Here is a 24911-nt window from a genome sequence, read left to right as displayed (position 1 = left end):
CAGGGCGGGGGCAAGCAAAACCTTATTACAGTGGGGCTTAGTTTTAGTGGCTGTGACGGTGCTGGCGGAAGCTTGGCATCAGGCTCGTGAAGAAGGCGCGCGCGCCCATATGCACCAAAATGGCGGATACAGCGATCGCCCAGATAATGAAAAGCGGCAGGCTGCCTGACGGGATGGCGACACCGACGGGGCTCAGCTCAGCAAAAATGGTACCCGCGAGCCAGAGCAAAACGGTCCACGGCGCGGTTTTCTTGATGCCGTCAAATGCTCCGCTCATGCCTTTGCCGTATACGTGCGGCAATATGGACGCAACAAGCAGCACCAGCAGAAGGATTGGTGCCATTAGCCGCCCAACAGCACTTAGAAGCTCTACAGCGTGGTGCATGCCGTGCACGGGCATTTCCGCCAGAGGCCCCGGGGTGTGATGGAAATAGTGCGCGCTGATAAGGGCCACCACAAACACGAGGCCCAGCGCGGTACCCAGCCGGTGGGCAGGCAAAGTGTTTTTGCTGGGGGCCGGGTTATGGTCCTCAAGCGGGTGCAACACCACGTGGAGAAGGGAGCCAGCGGCAAACGCCTGCCAATAGCCAACAAGCGGGAAGTTGTACCATTCACCAGCAAAGAGCGCGAGCATGTAGCCGACGATTGTCATCGCGCCAAGTCCGGCAAGCACAGCAAGGCCGCCCGCGGTTGACAGCACAGGCCTGAGCAGCCACCAGACCGCCACGGCAACCCCGATACGGTGCAGGAGAATACCGGTGGCCACAAAAGACCCGGCCTCGGTTTCACTGGCGAAGGCTAAAATGGCGCCGTCTGATGCGGCATGTACCACAAGGGCAAGTGACGCCACCATCAATACAATGCGGTGGGTCATCTCTTCTGCATGATGGAAAAGAAACTCAGCGATCCAGGGCAGCGTGAACCCAAATACTGCTATCGCCAGGCCCCAAAAGCCACCGTGTGCCAATGCTTCAGGCAGCAGCGTGAGCGTGATCAGGCCAAGGACGGTCATCAGTACAAAGCCGTCCAGCGCGCCTTTAATCTGCGGCGCACGCGATACCAGCTTCGCAAGCAGAGGTGCTGCAAGAAGTACCACCACAGATAATATTAACGCCCAGTCCAACATGTGATCCTGTTTTGATCTCGAATCTTTGAGATGTACAGTTATAATATCACAATATGGAATGCCAGCCCAAATCATACAAGTGGGGTAAGAATCTTTTATAAAGGGAGCGTTGCCGCACTGCGTCGGACAGCACAGCAACGCGCGTTTTATTCTTCCGCCTGCCTTGATACGGGACGCGGGGTTTTACCAAGCAGAATGGCGGCGATGCCGTCCGCGACCATAAAGGTAGGGATGTCACCCTCGTGAGACGCAATGAAAAAGGCTGTGCCTTGTGCCGGAAAGCGCCAGAAATCTGCGGTCGCGAAATAGCTGCCGCCGTTGTGCCAAACCAGCTTTTTACCCAGATAGTCGGGGACTACAGACCAGCCATAGCCGTAGTGATAGACGCCGTCGGCATCTTCAGGCACGTGAGGTTCAAACAGCAGCGCTTTGCTCTCATCTGACAGGACTGTGTTTTTGAGGAGGGCGCGGTGCCATTTCAGGATGTTCTCAGCTGTGCTTAACAAGCCGCCGTTGCCTGTGAGATGCCAGAACTTGCCATCTGCTTTTTCCAGCAGTTCCTGCTGCGCGTGAAAGCCCTCTATCGGGGCGGCATGCGTTTGCATGGGCCGGTCGTTCCAGTTGGGGCGCAGATATCCTGTCGCAACCATGCCGGCAGGTTTCCAGAGAGCTTCATAAAGATAGTCTTCATACGATTGCCCTGAAACTTGCTCAATAATCGCCGCCGCGAGGGTGAAACCCACGTTTGAATATTCGTACCGTTCACCTGGCCTGAGTATAAGAGGTGTTGCAAATGCGCGGGCGATATAATCCTGTTTGCCAATGATCTCTTTGTCCTCACCAAGCCCGTGCGGCAGACCTGCCGTGTGGGTCAGCAATTGATGAACAGTGATGGCGGCTTTGTCAGTTGGTACATCTGGAAAGAACCGGTCGAGCCTGTCGTTCAAGCTCAGCTTGCCGTCCTCAAACAACGTTAAGATCGCCGCGCCGGTGAACTGTTTGGTGACGGAGGCGATATCCACCACTGTTTGTGGTGAGTAGGCGGTGCCCATCGTATCTGCGGCGCCAAAGCCGCGGGAAAATATCGTGCCGTCAGGCCCTGAGACGGCGACAATGCCTTTAAACCCTTTGTCCTCCGCGTCGTTCAGGAAGCGCGTAAGCACTTCGCGGTCAATGAACCCACCATGGTGTGGGGCGGTCTGGGCTGTTGCTCTTTGGCTGACCAGGCCAAGGGCAGCTATGAGTATAAGTCGAAATATTGTCATTCTATCCTCGCTTTTTGCTAGTTTGACAGATCAGCGACCAGCGCTGTATCTGTTTGGAGCTAAGGGAAAACAGGCGGGAAAGTCCTGACAAAAAGGTTGAAAAACATTGAGAGAGATGACCGACAAGGTTGAGAAGCCTGTTATGTCAGGGCCTGGAATGTCAGGAAAAGTGCGTATCGGCGATACCATCTTTGATAGCGCGCGAAACCAGATATGGCTGGACGGTGTGAGCCGGACGATAGAGCCGCGCCTTGTGCGCCTGCTGGAGGTGCTTTGTGCTGCTGGCGGCGAGCCTGTGAGCAGGGATGCGTTGCTGTCTGCAATCTCAACTGCGTCATTTGCCGGTGATGAAGCCCTGACGCAGGCGATTTCTAAATTGCGGCATGCGTTGAACGATGACCCCAAATTACCGCGTTATATCAAGACAATCCCGCGCAAAGGCTATGCCTTGATCGCACCGGTTACGGTGGCAGACGACAGGCCCGTGCCCACGGTTGGAGCGGCAGCATATGAGCCTTCACCACAGGGAAAACAAGCTTTTGGCCCGTTGGCTATCGGCCTGCTTGTCATCATCGCCCTCCTCCTTGGGGTGGTTATTTACTACGTGCAGCGACCAACAGACGTGGAAATAGAGCTTACCGGTGCCGGTGAGCAGGAGTTCAAGGCGGCACGAGAGTTTATTAAGAAGGATGACAAGGCCGCTGAAGAGGAAGCAGTAGAGGAAGAAGAGGCCACCAAGCCCTAGATCCAGCTGCCGGTGTAGGTTACGGGCGCGGCGCCGGTTCCCAGCTTGAAGCGGGCAATGCCTGCACCTTCCGCCGTGTTGATACCACCGAGGTCAAGAAAGCTGATTCCCTTTTGCCGAAGGGCGCACATGGCCTCAAACAGCACGCGGTTCTGGGCGCCGGTGCTTCGGCCTTCTTCGCCCACCCAGCCCATGTGATAGGTCGCGCTGTTGCCGTGCAGCAGGAAGATGGCACCCGCGATCCTCCTGCGCCCCGACATTGCGGTAACAGACAGGATGCCAGGCTCGCCAGCGTGTTCAGCCGTTGCTTGATAAAGCGGAACAAGCTCAAGCGGGGTTGCCTGATACGACCGGGCACTGCGCTGCGCCGCTTCTTTTTCCAACAGCCAGGCATAGTGGTGCGCTTTATGGCCACCAATGCTGATCTGCATATCGGCCTTCTCTGCCGCGCGAAGCTGGGTGCGCCATTTGCCCACAAGGGCAGCGCGAAGCACGCCCGGCTCCGGTCGCAGGTCAAGCCATGCCGTGGAATAGCCGGTCGCAACCTGCCTGAGCCCAGCCGTCTTCAGTGCCTGTGTTGTCGCGGTATCGTCGAGCAGTTCAGGTTGTTGCAGCAGGAAGCGCCAGCGCCAGGGATTGGATTTACGCCGCAGGGCCTTGTGCACAGCGTTTGTGCTTTTGGCGCGGTCGCGGAAATAAAGCGGGCCGCGTAACAAGGTATCAAAGCTGACAAGGCGCAAGAACCTGCGTCTGGCCACCAGCGCGAAACCAAGCGGGCCATCTGTGTCTTCGATCTGCCACTGATATATCGGCACCCCAACGGATTGAAGCGCAAGACCATAAAGCCAGTGTTGTTGCAGTGGTATAGGGGTGCCCTCAGGCAGTGCGTGCCAGTGGGTTGGGTCAATGGGACCGGGCTGGACGGTTATCTGGTCATGCGATCGGGCTGGTGATTGCGCGCTAGGCATAGGCAGCGCCCTGCCGTATGATCAAACCATGTTCTGGAAGCGCACAAAAACTGAGGAAGTGATGGGACGGCGCATTGCCCCGCCCCGGATAACTTTTGGTGCCGCTATCATCGTGCTCAAATATATAGTGCTGCCAGTTCTTGGGTTTCTGGCGCTGCTGGATATCGCGCTTTATGTCTATTTCCAGCATGTGCTTGAGCGTTGTTACGGCATCCTTTGTTATTTGTCTTAGCTATCGACCGAGACGAGCTCTACTGTGAATACCAGCGTCGCGTATGGCGGAATTGTGCGTGAACCACGCTCGCCGTATGCAAGATGATAGGGCAGGAAAAGCTCGTACTTGCTGCCTTCCTTCATCAGTTGCAAAGCTTCAGTCCAGCCACCGATAACACCGTTTAGCGGGAAGCTTGCTGGCTCACCACGCTTGTAGCTCGAATCAAACTCGGACCCATCAATCAATGTACCGGCATAGTGAACAGTTACCTGTGATTCTGCGGTGGGGCTTTTGCCTTCACCTTCCTCGATTACGCGGTACTGCAGGCCTGATTCGGTTTCAACAACACCGTCTTCTTTGGCATTTGCCTCAAGGAATGCGAGTTGCTGGATCTTGAAGGCTTCTGCTTGCTTCTGGGCTTCCGCCTCCGCTTCTTCAAGCGTCATCACACCAAGTAGCTCAACATCAAACACCAGTGTCGCGTCACCCGGAATAACACCACCAGCGCCGTTTGCGCCGTATGCAATCTCACTTGGGATCGCGAGTTCCCACTTGTCACCAACCTGCATCAGTTGCAGCGCTTCGGTCCAGCCTGGGATAAGGCGGCCAGCGGGGAATGTGGCCGGTTCACCGCGCTTGTAGCTCGAATCGAACTCAGAGCCGTCAATCAGGCGGCCAGCATAATGCACGGTTACAAAATCGGCAGCCGTTGGGCTTTTGCCGTCGCCGCTTTCAATCACGCGGTACTGAAGGCCGGATGCGGTAACCTGAACGCCCTCTTTGTTTTTATTTTCTTCGAGATAGGCGAGGTTCTCAGCCTTGAACGCGGCTTGATCTGTCATTGTATCGGGTACTTTCTGTGCTTGTGTGTCAGCGCCTGTTTCAGTCGCTTCTTGTGGGGCGCCGTCGGTGCCTTCTTCTGTTTTATCATTATCGCTGTTATCGTTGCTGCAGGCAGCCAGGCCAAGAATGGCGGCGATGGCAGCGAATTTCAGTGCTCTTTGCATGGGACACCCCTTGTTGGAACAATGCCGGGGACACTAGCCCGAACCCCCCTTTGGGGGAAAGTAAAAAAGCGCTGAATTGTCGGATTTACGAGAGGAAACGGCATGGCCGCAGGCAATGACACCATAAGGAATGAAATAGTGAAACAAATTGAGCCAGGCAACAGCGTTGCACCGCGCGATATCGCCCAGGCGCTGGTGGATGAAGGGGAAGACTGGCGCAAGCTTCTGCCCCGCGTGCGGGAGCAGGCAGTAGCGCTCTATCATGAGGGTGCGCTCAGCTTCATTCGCAAGCGCAAGGTGGTGTCCCCTGAGGGTCTCAAAGGTATTTATCGGTTGAGTAAACCGCTGGCGAGCGAGTAACGTACAAAGGTTAGCAAGCTTCGGCTTGCTGCACCATAGAGTGAAGGAGAGCATTATGGGGGGTCAAATGCCACTTCTCGATCAACCGGTTCTGGACCGGTTGACCGCCGATGTTGGACAGGAGTCAGCTGCGTTTCTTGTAAGTTCGCTCAAGCAAGAGATTGCCAAAACAGGTACAGCGCTGGCCAGGTTCGCATCAGAGGGGGATCTGGAACAGCTTGAAATTCAAGCACATGCGCTGAAAAGCGCTGCACGAAGCTTTGGTGCAATGCGGCTGGGTGAGGCCTGCCTTGCGCTTGAGGAAGCAGCGCGGGCTGAACGAGCGGCTGAGATCGATGGACTTATTCGTCGTTTTCGCTCTATTTCAAGGGAGACCTTGGACGCGTTTGACGACTGATTGAGCGCGAAATTTACGCCACACTGACCACAGAAGTGTGGCGGGTCTGTAGGCAATAGTGTGGCGCCAGTGTGGCCTAAAATGCGGCGTACAGTGTGGCGCGAATACGGCTTAAAAACATTCGCTGAGGCGGTGTTCGAGGTGAGTGATGTCCGTGCTGGTGCCGATGCAGTTTTGCGCCTGAATGAAAGCGGCTTTCGCTGAAATTTTATCACCGTTCATCAGCAGCACTTCCGCTTTTGCGGTGTGGAAATAGATATCGTGCGTAAAAGTCTCAAGGCACTCGAGCTTGGTGATTTTCAAAAGCGCTGCATCAGGCTGCCCGGCTGCGGACAGCGCAACCGCATGATTGAGCGCCGCGACCGGTGAATCGGTAACCGCCTCCAGCGTTTCATACAGGCCACAAATTCCGTTCCAGTCGGTCTCACCAAACGAAGGTGCGCTGGCATGCAGCGCGGCGATCCCGGCTTCTATGTGATAGCGGCTGAGCACATCGCTGGCCCGCGCTTGCGCCAGATAGTGAAACCCGCGGCTGATCAGGGCTTGGTCCCACATCTTCCGATCCTGCGCTTTGAGGAGCACAAACCGGCCCTCATCGTCTGTCCGGCTGCCAAGGCGGGAAGCCTGCAGGCACAGGAGTGCCGCCAGCGCACAGACATCACCGCGCGCTGAAGTTTCACTCGCCAACAGTTCAACCATATGAAGTGCCTCAAGCGCTGTATCCTGCCGCACGGCCAGCGCGCCTTCCCGTGGGCTATACCCAAGGCTGAAGGCCAGATAAATAACCTTGAGCACAGACGTGATGCGGGTATCGAGCTCCATCGGCGTTGGCCAGGCAAAGTCTGGTGCATTGATCTGCAGTTTTGTCTTGGCGCGGGTGAGCCGGGCGCTTATGGCGCTTGGTTCCTTGAGGAAAAGCCGGGCCACCTCGCGTGCGCTGAAACCAAAACAGATATTGAGCGTGAGAGTGAGCCGGTCCATCTCCGGCACGTCACCATGGCAACACAACATCAGAAGGCGTAGCTGGTTATCCTCAGGCCCCAGTGTCTCAGTGATCAAGGAACCTCGCTCGGTATTCACGAGCGCGGCCTCGCTGGCTGTTTTCTGGCGCCGGATCAGGTCAATCGCCCTATTGGTGGCAACCCGGTTGAGCCACGCGGCGGGGTTGTCGGGCATGCCATCATATGGCCAGGTGCGGGCGGCGGCCAGCAGGGCCTCCTGCGCGATGTCTTCCGCAAGTGTCAGATGATGGGCCCCAAGCCGCCTGACAAGTGACGCGACCAGCCGCCCCGTCTCGCGGCGGAACAACTGGTCAAGCGTGCGTTTTACCTCAGTGTCGTTCTCGGGTGTATTTGGCCCGTGTGTATCTAGCTCGGGGTGCATTATTTTATCTGGTCAATTTCCCGAAGCTCAATACGCCCATATTTCGCGTGTGGGCAGGTTTTGGCGATCTCAACGGCTTCGTCGTAGTCATTGGCGCTGATCGTCATATAACCGCCGATCATCTCACCCGTTTCGGTAAACGGTCCGGCGTGGGTCTCAATCCCGCTCTTGCCAGCCATGATCTGCCGTCCCGGTTCGTCCTTGAGTTTTTCACCGCCGAGGAAGCGGCCTTCCGCCAGCATCTTTTCGGTCCAGGCGGTATATTCCTTGATCATCGCCATCATCTCGTCATGCGAAAGAGTTGAAAAACCGTCAAGCCGGTCGTGCAGCACAAGCATGAAATTTGCCATCATCGTCTCCTGAGTGTCAGGGCAGGTGGGCACGGCGCCCTATTTGCCCGTTATAGCCCCATCGACGGATGACATGGTGGCAATTTCGACATCGCCGATAATTTTTTTGAATTTCAAGCCTTGAGCGCGGCTTCAATGGTGGCCTTGTAGGCTTCCTGATCGAAATTCAGGTCGGGGAAATCACGGTAGCTCCAGTAAAGCCCCTGATCGGCTTTGGATTTGTCGCCCCGGTAGGGGTTTGACCAGCCGTGCCAACGCACAAAGCCGTAGTCCGCAGATATGTTGCAGGTGATAAACCAGCACTGCCACTCGCCGCAGTCACAGGCATAGGGCACAAAACCGTCACTTGGTGGCAGCAGGTTTTTTCGTGTAGAGCTTACCGGCAAATGGGGAACATAGGCCCCGGCGATCCTATCCGTATAACGCGCCTCAAACGCGGCCAGCCGGTCCAGAAGGCGTTCGCCATCCACCCAGATATCAAAAACCTCATAGCGGCCATGATATGTGCCGCCTCTCCGCAGCTCCAACGTGTTCAGCGGGGAGTTCATGGGCCTAAAAAGAGAAGGTCTGGCAAAGTTCCGCGCGCAGCTCGGGGATGCCCCAGCCTTTTTCGCTTGAGGTGGCCAGCACAACAGGATGGCAGGCGATATATTTTTTCGCGTCGTCCTGGGTTTTTTTCAGGATCTTTTCGCGGTCAATCACCTTGAGCTTATCAAGCTTGGTGAGCACGACCTGATAGTTGACAGCGGCTTCATCCAGCATGGTCATGATCTCGCGGTCATTTTCCTTGAGGCCATGGCGGCTGTCGATCAACAGCATGATCCGGCGCAGGTTCGGCCGCCCGCGCAGGTAATCTTTCACCAGCCGGGTCCAGGCATGCACTTTCTTGCGCTCAATCTTGGCGTACCCATAACCGGGCAGGTCAACCATATAGGCGTCCAGCTCAAGCTCTTTCCCGATGGAGAAATAGTTCAGCTCTTGCGTGCGGCCCGGTGTGTTTGACGTACGCGCCAGCGTCTTGCGGCCCGTAAGTGCGTTCACAAGGCTTGATTTACCAACGTTCGAGCGTCCGGCAAAAGCAACTTCCGGCCGGTCAGCGCCCGGCAGGGTATCAAGCGAAACCGCGCCCATGACAAAGTCAACGGGGCCGGCAAATAAAAGCCGGCCACGTTCCATATCTGTCTGGGTGAAGCGTTCTTCTTCCATATCAGACTTTGCCCTTGGCCTCACGGCGCGCGTGTTCGCGGCGCATGATCACCCATTGTTGCCCGATGGAAAGGATGTTGTTCCATGTCCAGTAAAGCACGAGGCCTGCACTGAAAGGTGCCATGATGAAGGTGAAGATGATGGGCAGGAAGCTCATGATCTTCTGCTGTGTCGGGTCCATCGCCGCGGACTGCGGGTTCAGCTTCTGTTGCAGCCACATGGAAACACCCATCAGGATTGGCAGGATACCAACAGCAAGGAACGCCGGTGGGCTCCAGTCAATGGCACCAAAAAGCGTGAGCGGTGTCATGGGGTCCGGCGCAGACAAATCCTTGAGCCAGCCAAAGAAGGGCTGGTGCCGCATCTCGATGGTGACATACAGCACCTTATAAAGCGCAAAGAAGATCGGAATCTGGATCAGGATGGGCAGACAGCCAGCCATCGGGTTGATCTTCTCTTTTTTATACAGCTCCATCATTTCCTGCTGGAGCTTCTGGCGATCATCCTTGTAGCGTTCCTGCAGCTTTTTGATCTTGGGCTGCGCGTCTTTCATGTGGCTCATGGACACATAGGATTTGTTCGCGAGCGGGAACAGGATGATCTTCAACACCACGGTCATCAACAGAATGGCTACGCCATAGTTGCCTGTCAGGCCAAAGAGATAGTGCAGACCTTTGAAGATTGGCCGTGTCAGCCAATAGAACCAGCCCCAGTCGATGGTGCGGTCAAAGAGCGCGATATCATATTTTTCCTGATATTTGTCGATGGTGCCAACGATCTTGGCGCCCGCATAAAAGCGGCTTGTTGTCTCAATGCTGCTGCCCGCGTGAAGGGACTGCCAGTTCTGAACATAATCGACCAGATAGGTGACGTTGGCTGCTGTAGCGCGGCGCACAAAACGCGCGCGGGAAAGCTCGGCATTCTGGTCCGGGATCAGGGTGGTCATCCAGAATTTATCGGTGATACCCATCCAGCCACCCGTGGTGCCGGTCTCGAAATTGCCGTCCTCAAGGTCAGAGTATGACATTTCTTCAAGCGTGCCGTTAAACACACCAAGGGGGCCTTCATGCAGAATATAGAGACCATCTGTCTTGGGCTCGCCATGACGGCTGATGCGGCCAAAAGGCGCGATCTGCATTGTTTCGTCAGTGGAGTTGACCACGCTTTGTGTCACAGTGAAGAGAAACTCTTCATCCACTTCAATCTCCATCAGGAAGCGCAGGCCTTCGCCGTTATCCCATGATAGTGTTACCGGTGACGTTGGGGTCAGGATATCGCTGTCAGTAGACCAGATGCTGTTTGCGGTTGGCACGGCGTCCGGGTTTTGGCTTGAAGCGGCCCAGCCGTACCGGATCGAATAAGCGTCAGCCCGGCCTTGTGGTTTTAGCAGGCGAACGTCTTTGGCGTTTTCGTCCATGCTTGTCTTGTGGTTGACGAGCAGGAGGTCATCAAAGCGGGCACCGCGCAGCGACATGGAACCGCTAAGCTCAGGTGTTTCAATGCGAACGCTGCCCGCATCTTCCACGGGCTCTGCGACCTCTGTGGCGGCCAGATTACTGTCTGCATCGTCGATCGGGGCAATTTCCTTGGGGGCGAGAGCCTCTTCAATGGCGCGTTCTTGCACCAGTTGCTCTTCATATTGGCGTGCGGCTTCCATTTTTGGCCCGGCATAAAACTGTTGGTAGCCAAGCAGGATTGCCAGTGCAATCACGCCAAAAAGCACGAAATTCTTATTGTCACCCATGAGACGTCATACCCTGATCATGCGGCCGGTCTTGGCCAGCCTTTTCACTCTTGTGTGCATCGGCGCAACCACATGGTGCCTCTGCCTCACTTGCTAAACTGCGCCCGCTTTGTGGCACAGGATCGTATCCAAATCCACCCCAAGGATGGCACCTTGCCATGCGGCATATTGCCAGCCATGACCCGCGCACACCGCCGTGGGTGCGAATAGCCTCAACCGCATAAGCGCTGCAGGTGGGCTGAAAGCGGCAGTTTGGCCCCAGAAGTGGCGAGATAAACAACTGATATATCTTGATAATCCCAAGCGCGACCCAGGCGATGGGGGAAAGGCGCTGCTTTTCCATGCCGGGTGTTTTCATCAGGTGTTTTTCCTGTCTTTTGGCTTGTTCTGGCCGTTCTGGCTTGGTTTTAAGTCGGCGCCGGAGGCCAGTTTTGCAAGAGCCCAGCGCATATCTGCCTGCATTTTCTCAAAATCATAAGAGATTGCCGCAGGTCTGCCGATCACCACATAAGCCCAGCCTGGCGAGCCATATTTGCTGAACGCTGTACGTGCGGCTTCCTTTAACCTGCGCCGGGCGCGGTTGCGTTTGACCGCCCCGCCAACTTTTTTTGAAACGGTAAAGCCGATCCGCGTGATGGGGTCGATCTCGATACCTGTTTGTTCCGATTCGGCGGGGTCGATGTCAGCAACTTCGGTTTCAGCAGGGCGGGCCTGCACAATAAAGCTTGGCGTGACCCACTTGCGGCGTGTCGCGGCAATAGCCAGATATTCCGGCCGTTTTGTTACGCGTTCAAGCTCTATGCCTGTGTTCATGCCTAAATGCTCATGCCCGAAAGCTTGTTCAGGGTGTTTTCAAGGGGCGCTTTGCCATCTGCGGCGCAGGTTACCCCAAAAACAAAGAAAGCCGACCGGATATCTCTCGGTCGGCATTTCATCTGTGACTAGTGGAAGGTGCTAAGCACCCCCAAGACCTTTACGCCGACAGGCGCTTCCGGCCTTTGGCGCGGCGTGCATTCAGCACCCTGCGGCCACCAACGGTCGCCATACGCGCACGGAAACCGTGACGGCGTTTGCGAACGAGTACACTCGGTTGAAAGGTCCGTTTCACTTGTCTTACTCCAGCTTTATCACCTAGCCTTGCGGGAAACCCGCGGCCCGGCGTCCAAATTTCGAGCGCGCTGTATAACCGTGACTTCAAACCAAGTCAACAGCGCTGAAGGCAGTACTTAACATAATTTCGCCCCCATTTGGCGAAATTTTGGTTGTTATCGCGATATTTGTAACCAAATCTAAGCCCAAGGGGACGCTTGTTCGTAACAATTGAGGGAGGCTGTGGCGATTCGCCCACCCTCGTTAGTTTACTTGCAATTCGCTCCGGGATGGGATTCAACACTTTTTATGCCCGAGCATTACAGACCGTTTACATCTAGTCTCAGGTCCCGCCTGCTGATTCTCACCTTCATCTTTGTGATGGGGGTGTCTGTGTTTGTATATCTGCCGTCGATCGCTACCTTCCGACAGGACTATATAGCTACACGGCTTGAGAACGCGCAGATCGCGGTGCTCGCGCTTGAAGAGGCACCTAATAATATGGTCAGCCCCGCGCTTGAGCAGCGGCTTCTTAACCAATCGGGCGTGATTGCCATTATTGTCAGGCGCGAGGATAAAAGCCTCGTGCTCGGGTTTGATGTGATGCCCGCAGAGGTGAACGGCACCTATGACCTCAGGAATCCTTCGCTCGGCACGCTGATCATGGATGCGTTTGATACGCTTGAGGCAGGTGGTAACCGGGTGGTACGCATTGTGGGGGACCCCATGCTGCCTGGCACGCGCATGCTTGAGATCACCATCGACGAGATGGGGCTTTACCGCGCGCTGGCGAACTATTCCAATAATGTGCTGGTGCTGTCGGTCCTGATATCGCTTTTCACCGGCATTCTGGTTTATCTGGCGCTGCACTGGATGCTTGTGCGCCCCATGCGCCGGGTGAAAGACCGCATTGTTGCCTTCCGCCGCAAGCCGGAAGCTGTGCCCAAGCGGAGCCGTGAGAGCCGCCGCCCTGACGAGATCGGCCTTGTGGAGCGCGAGCTTGGCCGCATGCAGGACGAGCTCAGGCAGAACTTGAACCAGAAAACCCATCTGGCCGCGCTTGGTGAAGCCGTGGCCAAAATCAACCATGACCTGAGGAATATTCTGGCGACAGCGCAACTGGCGTCAGACGCGCTGCAGCGGGTGGATCACCCCGGCGTGCAGAAGGTTTCCCGCCGCCTGATGACTGCTGTAAGCCGGGCGGTGGCTTTGTGTGAAAGCACGATCCGGCACGGCAAGGCAGAGGATATCCTGCCCGAGAAGGCCTGGGTGCCACTCAAAGCCTTGGTGGAAGATGTGGGCCAGTCGCTCGGGCTTATGGATAATGAAGAGTTCGCTTTTGAGATCAAGGTGGATGACGAGTTTAAGGTTTATGCGGACACGGAACAATTACACCGCGTGCTTCTGAACCTGTGCCGCAACGCTTTTGAGGTGCAGGGCAACACAGGGCGCATTGAAGTGAGCGCGATGGAAGATGCGGCGCATACTGTGCATATCCGCATCAAGGATCATGGCCCCGGCATTCCTGAGCATGTGCGCCCGTCGCTTTTCAAGGCGTTTTCATCCGCCCGGGCGGGTGGCACGGGCCTTGGACTGGCGACCGCACGCGATATCGTACTCGCCCACGGCGGGCAGATCGGGCTTGAGGAAACCGGCGCGGACGGCACCACCTTCATGGTGTGCCTGCCCGGTGAGGAAGTGGAGGGCTAGACCATGCGCTTTTCCGCAATACCGGGGCCCTCGGATCAGTTTACCGACGTTGCTGGCCTTAAGGTTGGTCAGGCACATGACGCGCGCGCCAAAACCGGCGTGACGGTGATCATCCCCGATGCGCCGATGGCCATGGCGGTTGATGTGCGCGGCGGCGCGCCCGGCACACGCGACACGGAAGCGCTGGACCCCAGCTGCCTGGTTGAGAAGGTGCACGGCCTTGTGCTAGCGGGCGGGTCTGTGTTTGGCCTTGCCGCCGCAGACGCCGTGACACTCGCGCTTTCCGCCCGTGGTGTTGGCTTGCCGCTTGGCCCCAAGGCCGTGCCGGTGGTGCCAAGCGCTATATTGTTTGACCTGATGAATGGTGGTGACAAGGAATGGGGTGATGAGCCGCCTTATCACCGGCTCGCGTATGCGGCGCTTGATGGTCTTGCCGCGAGCACAGAGCACGGCGCGGTTGGCGCGGGCCATGGTGCCATGGCAGGGGCGGTGCCAGGCGGGCTTGGAAGCGCGAGCTTGACGCTCGAGGACGGCACCATGGTCTCCGCCATTGTGGCGGTGAACAGTTTTGGTGCGGTGCCAAAGGATGGCATTTCGGCCCCCGGCGATGTTGAGTTCCCGAAGCTTGGCCTTGTGGGCTCAAATACCACCATCGGGGCGGTGGCGACCAATGTGGCGCTTGATAAAGCCGCGCTCAAACGGCTCGCGATCATGGCGCATGACGGCCTCGCGAGGGCGATCAAACCAATCCATACGCCTTATGATGGGGATACCATTTTCGCCATTTCAAATGGTGAGCGCCCCACAAGTGGTGAGCTTGCAGGCACGCTGGCGCTTTTGGGCGCATTGGCGGCAGACTGTATGGAACTGGCGGTGAAAAAAGCTGTCGTGCGTTAGTTAGGCTCGCTATCCGCAAGGCGCTGGCGCTCCCCCACCACAAAACGCTCGATAATCTCCGCTTCCGTGCTGGCCGCATCGGCAATTTGGGGCAGCTCAAGCTCCGTGAGCGGGTCAAGGCGGGACGCTGTGCGGCTCAGGCGCGTGAGTGCCAATTGGGCGCTGAACCAGATATCCTGCAGTTCCTCGCTTGCAGCGGTGCCCAGTTTGGCAACCGTTTGCCGGTAGGTGAGGGTTTCTTCCCTTAGCGCCTTTTTAATCTCTTCAAGAAGCGTATTGGCCTCGCTGAGCGACTGCGGTGCGGGGTCGTCATTCGGGGGCGTGCTGATGTCCCCTGTCATCACCGGGCGCGGCGGTGGCGCTGGCTTTGCGCTTGGTGTCACAGACGCCGGATCAGTGCCTTCCGGGGTGCGCTCACGCTCAGACGCGTCAGGCAACTTATCGGAAAGATTCGGCCAATCCTTGTCTGAGCTTGAGCAGGCGCTCAAGAGAGACAAAGAGATAAAAATTGAAACGTATTTTATGCCAATTTTCACTGTAAAAGCCTTTGATTTCCGGTAGTTGAGAGGCACACGCTACGCCTGATTTGTGGCAGAAACAAGAAAAACAGATTTCTCGCTTGCAATATAAATTCAATCTGATTAGGTTGCGCCGCACACCGCAGCCACGCTAGGTTGCTGTGACTGATTTGATGGCACGCACCGGTAGCTCAGCTGGATAGAGCACCAGACTACGAATCTGGGGGCCGGGGGTTCGAATCCTCCCCGGTGCGCCACTCAAAACAAGGGCTTAAGCATTATCTGCTAAGCCCTTTTTTGTTTTTAGCCAGCAAGTAAATACGTCGCTAAAACAGTTTCAAACGAGCTTCCCCGGCTGTGCAAATAGCAGATGTTGTTGGTTGCGAGTTCAGGTAGGGCAATTCCGGCACAGTCTGGCGGCACTATTTATGTGTCATGCGGCGCGGATAGCTGTATAAGCGCCGCTGAATTTATACACAGGACCCGTTCATGATCACTTTCTCCGATGTTGCGCTGCGCCGCGGCTCCAAGCTGCTGTTCAAAGATGGCAGCTTTAACCTCAATGCCGGGGAGAAGATGGGCCTTGTGGGTGGAAACGGGGCTGGCAAGTCGTCGCTGTTCGCGCTGTTGCGGCATGAGCTGATTGCCGAGACCGGCACGGTTGATTTCCCGAACCGCTGGCGTATCGCCCATGTGGCGCAGGAAACCGAAGGCAGCGAGAAATCAGCGCTGCAGTTCGCCATTGATGGTGACGCGGAATTGCGCGCGCTGGAGGCTGAGCTCGCGAAAGCTGAGGAAGCTGAAGACGGCTACGAGATCGGCCGCATCTATGAAGAGTTCATGCGCATCGATGCCTATTCGGTTGAACGCCGGGCGGCGGATCTGCTTGTTGGTCTTGGCTTCGATGAAGCGGTGCATGAAAACCCGGTTTCCACTTTTTCCGGCGGCTGGCGCATGCGGCTCAACCTCGCGCAGGCACTCATGTGCCGGTCTGACCTGTTGCTGCTGGATGAGCCAACCAACCACCTTGACCTTGAAGCCATCGTCTGGCTGCAGGACTGGCTGAAGTCATTTGAAGGCACGGTGCTGATGATCAGCCACGACCGGAACTTCCTCGACGCCACGGTTGACCGAATTCTCGAGCTGGCGGGCGGCACCCTCACGCTCTATACCGGCGGTTATTCCGACTATGAAAACATGCGGGCTGAGCGGCTGATGCAGCAGCAGGCAATGTTTGAAAAACAGCAACGCCAGATCGCGCATATTTCATCATTTATTGACCGGTTCCGCGCGCAGGCCTCCAAAGCCCGGCAGGCACAAAGCCGCATCAAGGCGCTTGCGAAGCTGGAGCGTGTTGCCGCCGCGCATATCGATACCCCTTTCACCTTCAAGTTTCGCGAGCCTGACGCCATGGCCACAACGCTTTGGGAATCGGCGGGCGCTGACGCGGGTTATCCGGGCGCGCGTATTTTGAGTGATATCACTGTTCATATTGGCGCAGGCACACGTGTTGGGCTTCTGGGGCGTAACGGGGCAGGCAAGTCAACGCTGATCAAACTGATCGCGGGTGAGATTGAAAGCGAGAGCGGGGAGCTGATCCTCGACCGCCGTATCAAGATTGGATATTTTGCGCAGCACCAGCTTGAAACGCTGGACCCTGAGCAATCGCCGCTGTGGCATATGAAGCAGAAGGCACCGCGCGCGAGGGAGCAGGAGCTCAGGACCTATCTCGGCACCTTCGATTTTTCCGACAAGACTGTGTTCCAGAACACGGGCACCATGTCGGGCGGCGAGAAATCGCGACTTGTGCTTGCCATGATCATCTGGGACCGGCCTAATCTTTTGCTGCTGGATGAGCCGACCAACCACCTGGACCTTGAGGTGCGCTCAGCGCTGACAATGGCGCTGCAGGATTTTACCGGCGCTGTTGTGCTGGTGTCTCACGATACAGCGCTTATCGAGACAGTGGTCGACACATACTGGCTCATAGACAATGGCACCGTGACAGACTTTGACGGTGACCTGCTCGACTATAAAAAATACCGCGCACAAGCTGACCGCAAAGCGGCCTGACCCTCATGGGCTGCGGTAAGGAAAAGGGCTCAGCTGAATAGCGAAGCCCTTTTTTTGCGCTGATGAAAGCGTGAGCTTTTCGGGAACAGTTCAATCAGTGAAACTGGCGCACCTCAACCGGTGCGCGGCAGGCAATAGCCGCCTTGCGCCCCCATTCAAGCGCTTCTTCCATGCTCGCGGCCTCAAGCACCCAAAAACCACCAATATGTTCTTTGGTTTCAAGGAATGGCCCGTCGGTGACAAGAATGTCGCCGCCCGTGTTCTGCTTTATCGATTTTGCTTCTTTTACCGTGCGCAGGCCGCCAACAAAAATCCTGATACCCGCTGCAACCATCTCGTCGTTGAGTGCGTCGATGTCGCGGTGCATGGCCTCGTCTTCCGCATTGGCGGGGTCGTAATCATCGGGGTGATGAATGGCAACAAGATACTGCATGCAAATGTCTCCTATAGCGGTTTTCGCGCGGGCTGATTGTCCTGCTCTCGACCAGAGGACGAATGGGCAACCAAGCCCCCGACAGATGTTGCAAGAAAAATATCAATTGCCATCCTCTTACTGTCACGCGTTAGCCCGAGCCAGCCATTTTGGCTCAATGGGCTTGTGTGGGTTGGTCGCATAATAGGTTTTCAGCCGTTCGAAGGGTTTTTCACCGGATTTGAGGCCGAGAAAATCGACCGCGTTACCACCGAGGAAGCGTGCCTCACTGACGATGCCGTCCGTGCCGGAGACCGTGTTGCGGATATCATCCACATAGCTCAGTACCTTCTTGTCGCTCGCGAGCATCCACCAGTCAGTGCCGAACATAACCCGGCTGCCAATGGCTGGGCTGTTGGCGTGGAGTTTGCGCAGGTTTGCCTGCAGCCTCTCGCGCCCGGTGGCGGTATGCACCCCGTCATAATTGGCGAAGTCTGCAAAAACCCGGTTGTCTGACGCGATGGTGCTTGCGGCTTGCTCGACCCAGCTACCTTCATAAGGCGTGGTGCTATCGATGCGCGCCAGATGGCCGAGATTGAGCCGAAGGTTCCTGATGTCTTCCAGTCCCTTGATCTGTGCGTCAAAGAGGGCTTGCCAGTTTTTTGGCTGGCCCCGCGTTTTGTAATCCCTGTGGGAATACATGGATGTATTGGCGTGGCACATGACCGGCACGTCGTTATCAAGGCAAAAGCGGTAAAGGTCAAAAAGCGCGGCGTCCAGCTTGGCGCCCAGGTTTTCGATGCCCCAGCCCGCTTTGGGCCAACGAGCGTTGGGGTCCGCATCAAACTCATTGTTGAAATAGGGTTTGAAGCCCATGGCGGGATATAGCTTTATGCCCACAAACCCGCGCTCCATCACCGCGCGTTTCGCAAGCTCAAGCGGCGTGATCTCGGGTGCTGTATCTTGGTCTGTTAGAGCGGTGTTACTCTCTCGCGAGACAACCTCACGCAAAGGATCAAAGGAGGCAAAGGGCAACATGCGGCCACCGGTTGCCAATGCCACCTTCTCCATCAGGATTTGGGTTTCATCCTGGGTATTTTTGCTGCCGCGATGGCTTTGGTGCACCCAGATATCCATGTCGACTTCTGCGGTGACAAAAAGATCAATGGCTGGAGAGCCGTCTCGCGCTTCACCAAATATGCGCATCAGGCGGTGAGCGTTGCCAATGTGGGAGCTGATCGCGGCCCGCAATACTTCAGGGGCGAGCAAGTAGAAAATAAAGATGGCGAGGGCATAGGCGGCAAGCGTCGTTGGCACGAACCTGTCCTCGCGGCGGCGGTCATCCGCCTTCTCGGACTGCCGGTAGGCTTCTTCAAGCACTTCTTCGCCCAGCTCAGTTTGCCAGCGGCCAAAATCAGCTTCTTCTTCTGCGCTCAGGGCTAGGGGGCTGGTGAAGGAAGCGCCTCTTCGCCTCGCCTCGATCGTGATGGCGACATGCTCGCGAAATTTGGCCAGGTCTTTCTTGGGGTCGCCCCCGTTTTCCAACCCGTCCTGAATGATTCTGATCATGTCTTTGTCTTTAAGCTGAGGAGGGGCCTGATAGGCTTTCTGCCCATCAAGGATCGCATCAAGCTCTTCACACTCTTTTTTGAAGCCGGGGGCGACCGCCTGCACAATCACTTCAAGCAGGAAGGCAAGCGAGCGACCAATCACGCCGCCCAGTTCACCAAGCGGTAGGTGAGTTTGGGTCAGAAACCCGACCACCCCCCGGATGGGCAGGTCTTCAGCGTTGAAGATGTGGGCGTGGGTGTCGATCCGGAGCGGTGTATCGGGTTGTGGGTCATAGGTGCCTGGCGGGATCTTGAGGCCCCGGCCAAAACAACCAGCAAGTGCCGTGGTGCCCAGAAGGGCGGCGGTCAGCTTCAGCATATGCCGCCGTGAGATAGTTTCAGAGTACATTCGCTTTCCCCTGGTGCGATGTGAACTCCAAACAAAAAGTTGAATATGGCGCCAGAATACACCAATGCGTTGAGAAAAGTAGCCTTTTGTAGGGCGAACGCTGGTTTCTGCTAACCTTTGCGGTGTTGGCACACGCCTGCCACATAGGTGTGGTTGATGGCGCGGTCATCCCCTAACATGGAAAGCACAAAAAGCGTTTCCTCCACCGTGCTTGCGTGCTTGAGCCTGCGGCTTAGAAGCGGCGTTGAGTGCATGTCGAGCACAAGGAAATCAGCTTCCTTGCCAACCTCAAGGCTGCCGACTTTATCGGCCATATTGAGTGCCTTGGCGCCGCCCAGTGTTGCAAGGTAGAAAGATTTAAACGCGTCCAGCTTATGGCCGCGCAGGTGGCAGACCTTATAAGCTTCGTTCATGGTTTGCAGGAGCGAGAAACTGGTGCCTGCACCTACGTCTGTACCGAGGCCTACGTCCACGCCGTATTTCTCTGCTTCCTTCAGGTTGAAGAGGCCTGAGCCAAGGAACAGGTTTGAGGTGGGGCAATAGCTGATGGCGGCGCCGCGCTCTGCCATGCGCTGAAACTCTTCCCCTTCCAGATGCACACAGTGGGCAAACACGCTGCGGTCTGTCAGCAGGCCAAAGCGGTCATAAACGTCCAGATAGTCTTTTGCAGTGGGGTACAGGTCTTTCACCCAATCAATTTCAGAGACGTTTTCCGAAAGATGGGTGTGCATCAACACGTCCGGGTGCTCACCTAGAAGCTTGCCAGCCATTGTCAGCTGTTCGTCAGAGCAGGCAGGCGCAAAGCGCGGGGTGATGGCGTAGCCCAATCGGCCTTTGCCGTGCCAGCGCGCAATCAGCTCCCTGTTGTCACGGTCGCTTGTCTCGGCTGTGTCACGCACGGCTTCTGGCACATTGCGGTCCATCAGCGCTTTGCCGGCGACAATGCGCATGTTGCGCGCAAACGCTTCTTCAAAAAGTGCCTCGACCGACTGCTTGTGCACCGTGCCGTATATAAGCGCCGTGGTGGTGCCGTTGCGTAAGAGCTCATTCAGAAAAAACTCGGCACATTCTTTTGCGTGGGCCGGGTCTGAAAATTTGGCTTCTTCAGGGAAGGTGTATCGGTCCAGCCAGTCCAGAAGCTGTTCGCCGAAGGACGCGATCATATCAAGCTGCGGGAAATGGATATGGGTATCGATAAAACCGGGTGTGATCATGCTGCCGCTGTGGTCAAGGACCTCGGCGCTTTTGGGCAGGTTTTCTTCCAGCTCGCGCCGCGCACCGATGGCAGTGATGATGCCGCCCTCAACTATGAGCATGCCGTCGGCCACGTAGCGGTAGCAGTCTGGCACTGCGACAACAGCGGGGTCGTCTGTCATGTAAAATATCGACCCAAGATACGCTTTTACCGACACGATGCTTTTCCCGTTTCGCGCAGGGCTCGACCCGTCAGGCGCAGCATTGCGCCTTGTTCTCTGTTGAGCCTGCTATCCATTCTCGTTGCTGAAAGGCCTTTGGATTGCCCTATGCTTCAATCTTGACCATATGGTCAGCTTACCTAGCTTACGCGTTTTTGCCAAGCCCTTTGAAAGCCGGTTCAGCCTAGCGGTATAACGAACGGATATCCACAGCAACGAGGATTTTTTCAATCTCTGTCGCAGCATTATAAAGCGGAAGATAAAGCGCGAAGGCCTCAAGATACTGGCGTTCTTGCGCAAACGCGGGCGTGATGGTGAGGAAGGGCAGACGTTCACGCACTACACGTTTTGAAACGAGATAAATGCGTTCCGCCGCCTGCTGGTTGGCCATGGTGTGAATGTCTTTACCGGTTATCTCGCCATAGAAATTGGCAACATGGGTGCCGATGAGGCGCACCGTCAGGCGGAAAGCCTCTTCATCGCTCACGTCCATAATCACCACATGGTCAAGGTAGCGAGAAAGGTCATTGGGGCGGATATCAGCGCGGCAGGGCAGTTTGTCACCCTCATGTTTTGACAGCCAATAGTCGTAAAAATAGTCGGTCACACGGTTACGGCCACGCACTGCGTCGCCCTGAACCTGGGTGAATTCGCCAAATTCAGTGTGCGAAATGGGGCTGGTACTGTTGGTGCTGAACAAATTGATATCCCGATATCCTGATTCCTGGAAGACCTGAGCACAGCGTAGCATGCTAGTTTCAAGGAAAGGTAAACGCGGTGTTGAGGTCAAGCCGACTTGGCGGCTGCGGCGCCTTCGCCGGGCTCTTCATCTTCTGCGCCGCCGGGCACCAGCGGGCGCTGGCGCGGCGCGTATAGCCGGACAGATGTGGCGAGGAAAGCCGCAAAGTTCATGGCTTGCGACAGGGCGCCAGCAGCCACAAACATGCTGGCAAGCGTCGCCTGCGGTGCGTCCACATACCCCATGAGGGTTAGCCCAAGCCCCGCCACGAGAAGGTCTGTGTTCGGCAGGAAAGGCACACGGGTCAGCACCAGTTGCGCCGTGAGGAACAGCATCCACATGTTAAACGGCACATCGGGTAGCACCACGCTCCACTGCAAGGTCTGCAAAAGTAGCAGCAGCACAAGGCGCGTGAGGTGAATAAGGAACACCTTTTTCGCTACGTCAGGTGCAAGCGAGATGATGTGTTTGCGAAAACGCAGCACTACAGGCACGAGGATAAGCCCCACAAGGGCGGCCAGTATCAGATAGCTTTTATAGTCCGGATCGGCGTCGGTGATGATGCTTAGTTGGCCGGTGAGAAAAAACACCGCCAGCAAAATGGCCGTGAAACTGTTGGACGCTAACCCTGAGAGGATATTGCTATCCTTGATGGTGGAGAAGATCACACGGTCACGGATATCAAGCCGCCTGCGTGCCCAGAAGGCCATATAAGCCTCGCCCGAATAGCTAAGCACGGCGTAATTATAAACCCGCTTGCGGACAAAAACACCAAACTGGCCTTTGAAATCCACCTTCCACATGATGCGGTAAACCAGAAGTTCCGCCAGCGGGAACGTGAAAAACATCACGATAAAAATGACGTAGAACCAGGGCGTGGTGGGCAGCGCTTCCCAAACCTCATGCCAGCCAATATCCGTGAGTTTGCTGACGAGAAACAGCACAACGCCAGCCATCACCAGAACCTGGAGGGCCTTCAGCAGAAGCATCAAGGGGCGGTTGGCCTGAACGCGTTCAAAAGTCTCGGTCGACAACAGATTTTTAATGGCCTGCAAAGAGCTACCTTTATCGTTTTGGCCCCAAAGCCTTTGGGGGAGTTCTGCCGCGGGCTTATGACGTACCGGTCACCCGCTGTCAAACCCGCGCGGGGCGCCGCACTATTCTGCGGCGGAAAAATCCGGGCGGGTTGATTGCCGCCATGGCTTTGACGGGCAGTTGCTGACGGCTTCACTATACTGTTCCAGCAGCCTGCCGAGCACGGCGTCCCATGTGATGCCCTTGCTTGTTTCATAGCTGGCTTTTGCCATCGCTTTATGGAGCACAGGGTCTTCAATCAAAAGCGCAAGTCTGTCTGCAAAGGCTTCGACATTGCCGGGTTCCACCAGAAAGCCTGTTTCGCCTGATGTGACGAGCGAGCGGCTGCCGCTTGCATCCGCACACACCGCAGGCACTCCGGATGCCATGGCCTCGAGCGTCACGTTACCAAAGGTTTCCGTGATGCTGGCGTTGAAGAAAATATCGCTGCTCGCGTATGCGCGGGCAAGATCATCACCCTGCAGGTAACCGGTAAAGATAGCTTCGGGCAGAAGTTCCGCGAAACGCTCACGCTCTGGCCCCGCCCCCACGATCAGCGCTTTATAGGGCACGCCGCGCCGCTTGAGCGCGTCCAGCGTATCGGCAAAAACACCAAGCCCTTTTTCAAGAACCAGCCGCCCGACGAAAGAGATGACCACCTCGCTATCCCTGATGCCAAGGCTGCGGCGCCAGCTCATCTCACGGCGTTCTGGTGAGAATTGCTCTGCGTCTATCCCCCGGCTCCAGATGCGAAGGTCCTTCGCCATATTTTGCTCTGAAAGGATAGTTCTCATGCATTCAGAGGGCACATAAACCTGTTCGCACCGGTGATAAAACCGGCGCATCAGCGCGGTGATATATTTTTCCAGCCATGCCATGTGGTAGTAGCGCGGGTAGGTATCAAACCGTGTGTGAAAGGATGCCACAGCGGGCACGCCGTGTTTTTTTGCCCATGCAAGCGCACGCCAGCCAAGAATATCTGGTGCGGCCAGATGGATCAGGTCAGGCTCGAACGCTTCCAGTTGGCGTTTAACCCGGCGCGGCATGCCAAGCGCCAGCCTGTATTCGCTGCGCTTTCCGGGCAGGCAAACCGATGGCACGGAGACAAGTGTTCCCTTGTGGCGAAAGGCGGCCTCTTTTGCTGTGGGCGCAAAAACCAGGACCTCAATACCCTGTTTTTCAAGATACTCCACAAGCTTATTGAGCGCCCGAACTGGGCCGTCCATCACATAGTTATAATTGCCGGAAAACAGCGCGATGCGTTTGGGGCGCAGGTTGTGAGTATCAAAGGGCATATGTATTTCCCAAAATAGGGGCAGGTACACACGGCTGCCTATATTCTAACATAAATTTTTGCCGAACGAAGACGGCTAATAAAACCTTTGGACCACTCCTCGCAACGCATTTTGAAACTTTGATGAACATTGCAAAATAAGCTGGCCACAAGCACACACCAAAGCATGGCGAAATGGCGAAAATGCGGCAGTAAACCTTAGTTTTATGAAAAATTAGTCCGGAAGGCCGAAGCCAAGATCGATATGGCCAAAAAGGTCGATCTGTCGGTGCTCAATGGCAGCCTGCCCCTGAGCGTCGTCATACCCGGCGCCGGTGAACACATAGTGCCCGATGGTGAAGCGCGCATTGCCGTCCTTATCGCTGAGCGGCAAAACCAGCGCGTGCAGGCGGGCTTTCCGGTCCCCGCGAAGGCGCAGCACTTCTGTGATATGGAAACCACAGGGCTTGGAGAATACGGCCGCGTAGATGGCCTGAATGCCTTCACGCTGGTTGGCCGGGCTCAGATCAACCAGATTGAGACCAGCCAGACGCTGACCCACAGATTCTTCAACCGCAGAACCCGCAAGCCTGATGGTGATTGTTTGTGCATTAAGCCGTTCGCTGAGCACAATACCGGGCAGGATGTTCCTGAGGCCCTGAATGCTGATCGCCGATTTGGGTGGAATGACTGCCGGGTCACCGTTTCGCAAGCCCTGCCAAATCTGCCACATGGGCTGAATGGCGCTCGGGAGGTCGAGCCCGCCTTGGCTATCTATTGTCAGATTGTCGCGGTTAAGAATCATACGGTTCCAATAAACTCCAGTCAGATTGGTGCCGAGGCCTTAGATATTAGCAGCCTCGCCCTATAATTGCATCCTCAGACTGTGAATTATTACAATAGCTTATCTGGCGTACATCTGAGAATGAGGCGAAAAACCCCATGTTCATGCGGTTTTTGTTGACCGTATCTGAGAATTTCGGTATT

General features: G+C 56.1%; 27 protein-coding genes and 1 tRNA gene. 8 read left to right on the top strand and 20 right to left on the bottom strand.

Annotated features, from left to right (window positions below):
• Window positions 1-43 precede the first annotated feature (43 nt).
• On the bottom strand, window positions 44-1099 hold the full coding sequence (locus ACOOGA_RS07880; protein ID WP_420430314.1) for a hypothetical protein: 1056 nt from the start codon (window positions 1097-1099) through the stop codon (window positions 44-46).
• Between the two features lie 173 nt (window positions 1100-1272).
• Window positions 1273-2391 carry a serine hydrolase domain-containing protein gene (locus tag ACOOGA_RS07875; RefSeq protein WP_420430312.1) on the bottom strand — a complete coding sequence of 373 codons (1119 nt, stop codon included), beginning with the start codon at window positions 2389-2391 and terminating at the stop codon, window positions 1273-1275.
• A gap of 115 nt (window positions 2392-2506) precedes the next feature.
• Between ACOOGA_RS07875 and ACOOGA_RS07870 the strand changes: the two genes are divergently transcribed.
• Window positions 2507-3136 (top strand): winged helix-turn-helix domain-containing protein, encoded by a 630-nt coding sequence (locus ACOOGA_RS07870; protein WP_420430310.1) that lies wholly within the window; start codon window positions 2507-2509, stop codon window positions 3134-3136.
• Here the strand turns inward: ACOOGA_RS07870 and ACOOGA_RS07865 are convergent.
• Window positions 3133-4104, bottom strand: a complete 972-nt coding sequence (locus tag ACOOGA_RS07865; RefSeq protein WP_420430308.1) for a GNAT family N-acetyltransferase — start codon at window positions 4102-4104, stop codon at window positions 3133-3135. The two genes, ACOOGA_RS07870 and ACOOGA_RS07865, sit on opposite strands and share 4 nt — an antisense overlap.
• Before the next feature lie 28 nt (window positions 4105-4132).
• Between ACOOGA_RS07865 and ACOOGA_RS07860 the strand changes: the two genes are divergently transcribed.
• Entirely contained in the window at window positions 4133-4336 is a 204-nt protein-coding gene (locus ACOOGA_RS07860; RefSeq protein ID WP_420430306.1) for a hypothetical protein, read from the top strand.
• On the opposite strand, the gene ACOOGA_RS07855 is transcribed toward ACOOGA_RS07860, so the two are convergent.
• Entirely contained in the window at window positions 4333-5325 is a 993-nt protein-coding gene (locus ACOOGA_RS07855; RefSeq protein WP_420430304.1) for an FKBP-type peptidyl-prolyl cis-trans isomerase, read from the bottom strand. The genes ACOOGA_RS07860 and ACOOGA_RS07855 overlap by 4 nt on opposite strands.
• A gap of 102 nt (window positions 5326-5427) precedes the next feature.
• Here ACOOGA_RS07855 and ACOOGA_RS07850 point away from each other — a divergent pair, with 102 nt between their 5' ends.
• Window positions 5428-5685, top strand: a complete 258-nt coding sequence (locus tag ACOOGA_RS07850) for a DUF3253 domain-containing protein (protein WP_420430302.1) — start codon at window positions 5428-5430, stop codon at window positions 5683-5685.
• Between the two features lie 55 nt (window positions 5686-5740).
• Entirely contained in the window at window positions 5741-6082 is a 342-nt protein-coding gene (locus ACOOGA_RS07845; RefSeq protein WP_417462302.1) for an Hpt domain-containing protein, read from the top strand.
• 111 nt (window positions 6083-6193) lie between these two features.
• On the opposite strand, the gene ACOOGA_RS07840 is transcribed toward ACOOGA_RS07845, so the two are convergent.
• The 8 genes from ACOOGA_RS07840 to rpmH form a co-directional block, all read right to left on the bottom strand.
• On the bottom strand, window positions 6194-7465 hold the full coding sequence (locus tag ACOOGA_RS07840) for an RNA polymerase sigma factor (RefSeq protein ID WP_420430300.1): 1272 nt from the start codon (window positions 7463-7465) through the stop codon (window positions 6194-6196).
• The gene (locus ACOOGA_RS07835) at window positions 7465-7818 is read right to left on the bottom strand and encodes a YciI family protein (RefSeq protein WP_420430298.1); all 354 of its coding nucleotides are present in this window, start codon (window positions 7816-7818) and stop codon (window positions 7465-7467) included. The genes ACOOGA_RS07840 and ACOOGA_RS07835 overlap by 1 nt, the downstream gene beginning before the upstream one ends.
• Window positions 7819-7928: 110 nt before the next feature.
• Window positions 7929-8363 (bottom strand): hypothetical protein, encoded by a 435-nt coding sequence (locus tag ACOOGA_RS07830; protein ID WP_420430296.1) that lies wholly within the window; start codon window positions 8361-8363, stop codon window positions 7929-7931.
• 4 nt (window positions 8364-8367) lie between these two features.
• Window positions 8368-9021 (bottom strand): ribosome biogenesis GTP-binding protein YihA/YsxC, encoded by a 654-nt coding sequence (yihA, locus tag ACOOGA_RS07825; protein WP_417462298.1) that lies wholly within the window; start codon window positions 9019-9021, stop codon window positions 8368-8370.
• 1 nt (window position 9022) lies between these two features.
• The gene (gene yidC, locus ACOOGA_RS07820; RefSeq protein WP_417462297.1) at window positions 9023-10765 is read right to left on the bottom strand and encodes a membrane protein insertase YidC; all 1743 of its coding nucleotides are present in this window, start codon (window positions 10763-10765) and stop codon (window positions 9023-9025) included.
• Window positions 10758-11123 carry a membrane protein insertion efficiency factor YidD gene (gene yidD, locus ACOOGA_RS07815; protein ID WP_417462296.1) on the bottom strand — a complete coding sequence of 122 codons (366 nt, stop codon included), beginning with the start codon at window positions 11121-11123 and terminating at the stop codon, window positions 10758-10760. Before yidD ends, yidC begins: the two co-directional genes overlap by 8 nt.
• Entirely contained in the window at window positions 11123-11578 is a 456-nt protein-coding gene (gene rnpA, locus ACOOGA_RS07810; protein WP_420430294.1) for a ribonuclease P protein component, read from the bottom strand. Before rnpA ends, yidD begins: the two co-directional genes overlap by 1 nt.
• Window positions 11579-11738: 160 nt before the next feature.
• A complete protein-coding gene (gene rpmH, locus ACOOGA_RS07805) occupies window positions 11739-11873 on the bottom strand; it encodes a 50S ribosomal protein L34 (RefSeq protein WP_417458556.1) in 135 nt (44 codons plus the stop codon).
• 290 nt (window positions 11874-12163) lie between these two features.
• On the opposite strand from rpmH, the gene ACOOGA_RS07800 reads away from it, so the two are divergent.
• Window positions 12164-13564 (top strand): ATP-binding protein, encoded by a 1401-nt coding sequence (locus ACOOGA_RS07800; RefSeq protein ID WP_420430292.1) that lies wholly within the window; start codon window positions 12164-12166, stop codon window positions 13562-13564.
• Between the two features lie 3 nt (window positions 13565-13567).
• On the top strand, window positions 13568-14461 hold the full coding sequence (locus ACOOGA_RS07795; RefSeq protein ID WP_420430290.1) for a P1 family peptidase: 894 nt from the start codon (window positions 13568-13570) through the stop codon (window positions 14459-14461).
• On the opposite strand, the gene ACOOGA_RS07790 is transcribed toward ACOOGA_RS07795, so the two are convergent.
• Complete coding sequence (locus ACOOGA_RS07790) at window positions 14458-14958, bottom strand: hypothetical protein (RefSeq protein WP_420430288.1); 501 nt, start codon at window positions 14956-14958, stop codon at window positions 14458-14460. The two genes, ACOOGA_RS07795 and ACOOGA_RS07790, sit on opposite strands and share 4 nt — an antisense overlap.
• 201 nt (window positions 14959-15159) lie before the next feature.
• On the opposite strand from ACOOGA_RS07790, the gene ACOOGA_RS07785 reads away from it, so the two are divergent.
• Window positions 15160-15236, top strand: a tRNA-Arg gene (locus ACOOGA_RS07785).
• A gap of 232 nt (window positions 15237-15468) precedes the next feature.
• Window positions 15469-17052: an ABC-F family ATP-binding cassette domain-containing protein gene (locus tag ACOOGA_RS07780; protein ID WP_420430286.1), complete on the top strand. Its 1584-nt coding sequence runs from the start codon at window positions 15469-15471 to the stop codon at window positions 17050-17052.
• 94 nt (window positions 17053-17146) lie between these two features.
• On the opposite strand, the gene ACOOGA_RS07775 is transcribed toward ACOOGA_RS07780, so the two are convergent.
• The 7 genes from ACOOGA_RS07775 to ACOOGA_RS07745 form a co-directional block, all read right to left on the bottom strand.
• On the bottom strand, window positions 17147-17485 hold the full coding sequence (locus ACOOGA_RS07775) for a YciI family protein (RefSeq protein ID WP_420430284.1): 339 nt from the start codon (window positions 17483-17485) through the stop codon (window positions 17147-17149).
• 123 nt (window positions 17486-17608) lie between these two features.
• Window positions 17609-19423 (bottom strand): amidohydrolase family protein, encoded by a 1815-nt coding sequence (locus tag ACOOGA_RS07770; RefSeq protein WP_420430282.1) that lies wholly within the window; start codon window positions 19421-19423, stop codon window positions 17609-17611.
• A gap of 110 nt (window positions 19424-19533) precedes the next feature.
• Window positions 19534-20838 carry a guanine deaminase gene (gene guaD, locus ACOOGA_RS07765; protein ID WP_420430647.1) on the bottom strand — a complete coding sequence of 435 codons (1305 nt, stop codon included), beginning with the start codon at window positions 20836-20838 and terminating at the stop codon, window positions 19534-19536.
• A gap of 184 nt (window positions 20839-21022) precedes the next feature.
• Window positions 21023-21589 (bottom strand): PAS domain-containing protein, encoded by a 567-nt coding sequence (locus tag ACOOGA_RS07760; RefSeq protein ID WP_420430280.1) that lies wholly within the window; start codon window positions 21587-21589, stop codon window positions 21023-21025.
• Between the two features lie 35 nt (window positions 21590-21624).
• The gene (locus tag ACOOGA_RS07755) at window positions 21625-22611 is read right to left on the bottom strand and encodes a hypothetical protein (protein WP_420430278.1); all 987 of its coding nucleotides are present in this window, start codon (window positions 22609-22611) and stop codon (window positions 21625-21627) included.
• 123 nt (window positions 22612-22734) lie between these two features.
• Window positions 22735-23946: a glycosyltransferase family 4 protein gene (locus ACOOGA_RS07750; protein WP_420430276.1), complete on the bottom strand. Its 1212-nt coding sequence runs from the start codon at window positions 23944-23946 to the stop codon at window positions 22735-22737.
• Window positions 23947-24159: 213 nt separating this feature from the next.
• Entirely contained in the window at window positions 24160-24729 is a 570-nt protein-coding gene (locus ACOOGA_RS07745; RefSeq protein ID WP_417462285.1) for a PAS domain-containing protein, read from the bottom strand.
• Between the last annotated feature and the right edge of the window lie 182 nt (window positions 24730-24911).

The organism is Kordiimonas sp., from assembly GCF_965216265.1.
Taxonomy (GTDB): Bacteria; Pseudomonadota; Alphaproteobacteria; order Sphingomonadales; family Kordiimonadaceae; genus Kordiimonas.
The sequence above is the reverse complement of the archived record's forward strand: the minus strand, read 5'-3'. Positions and strand labels throughout refer to the sequence as shown.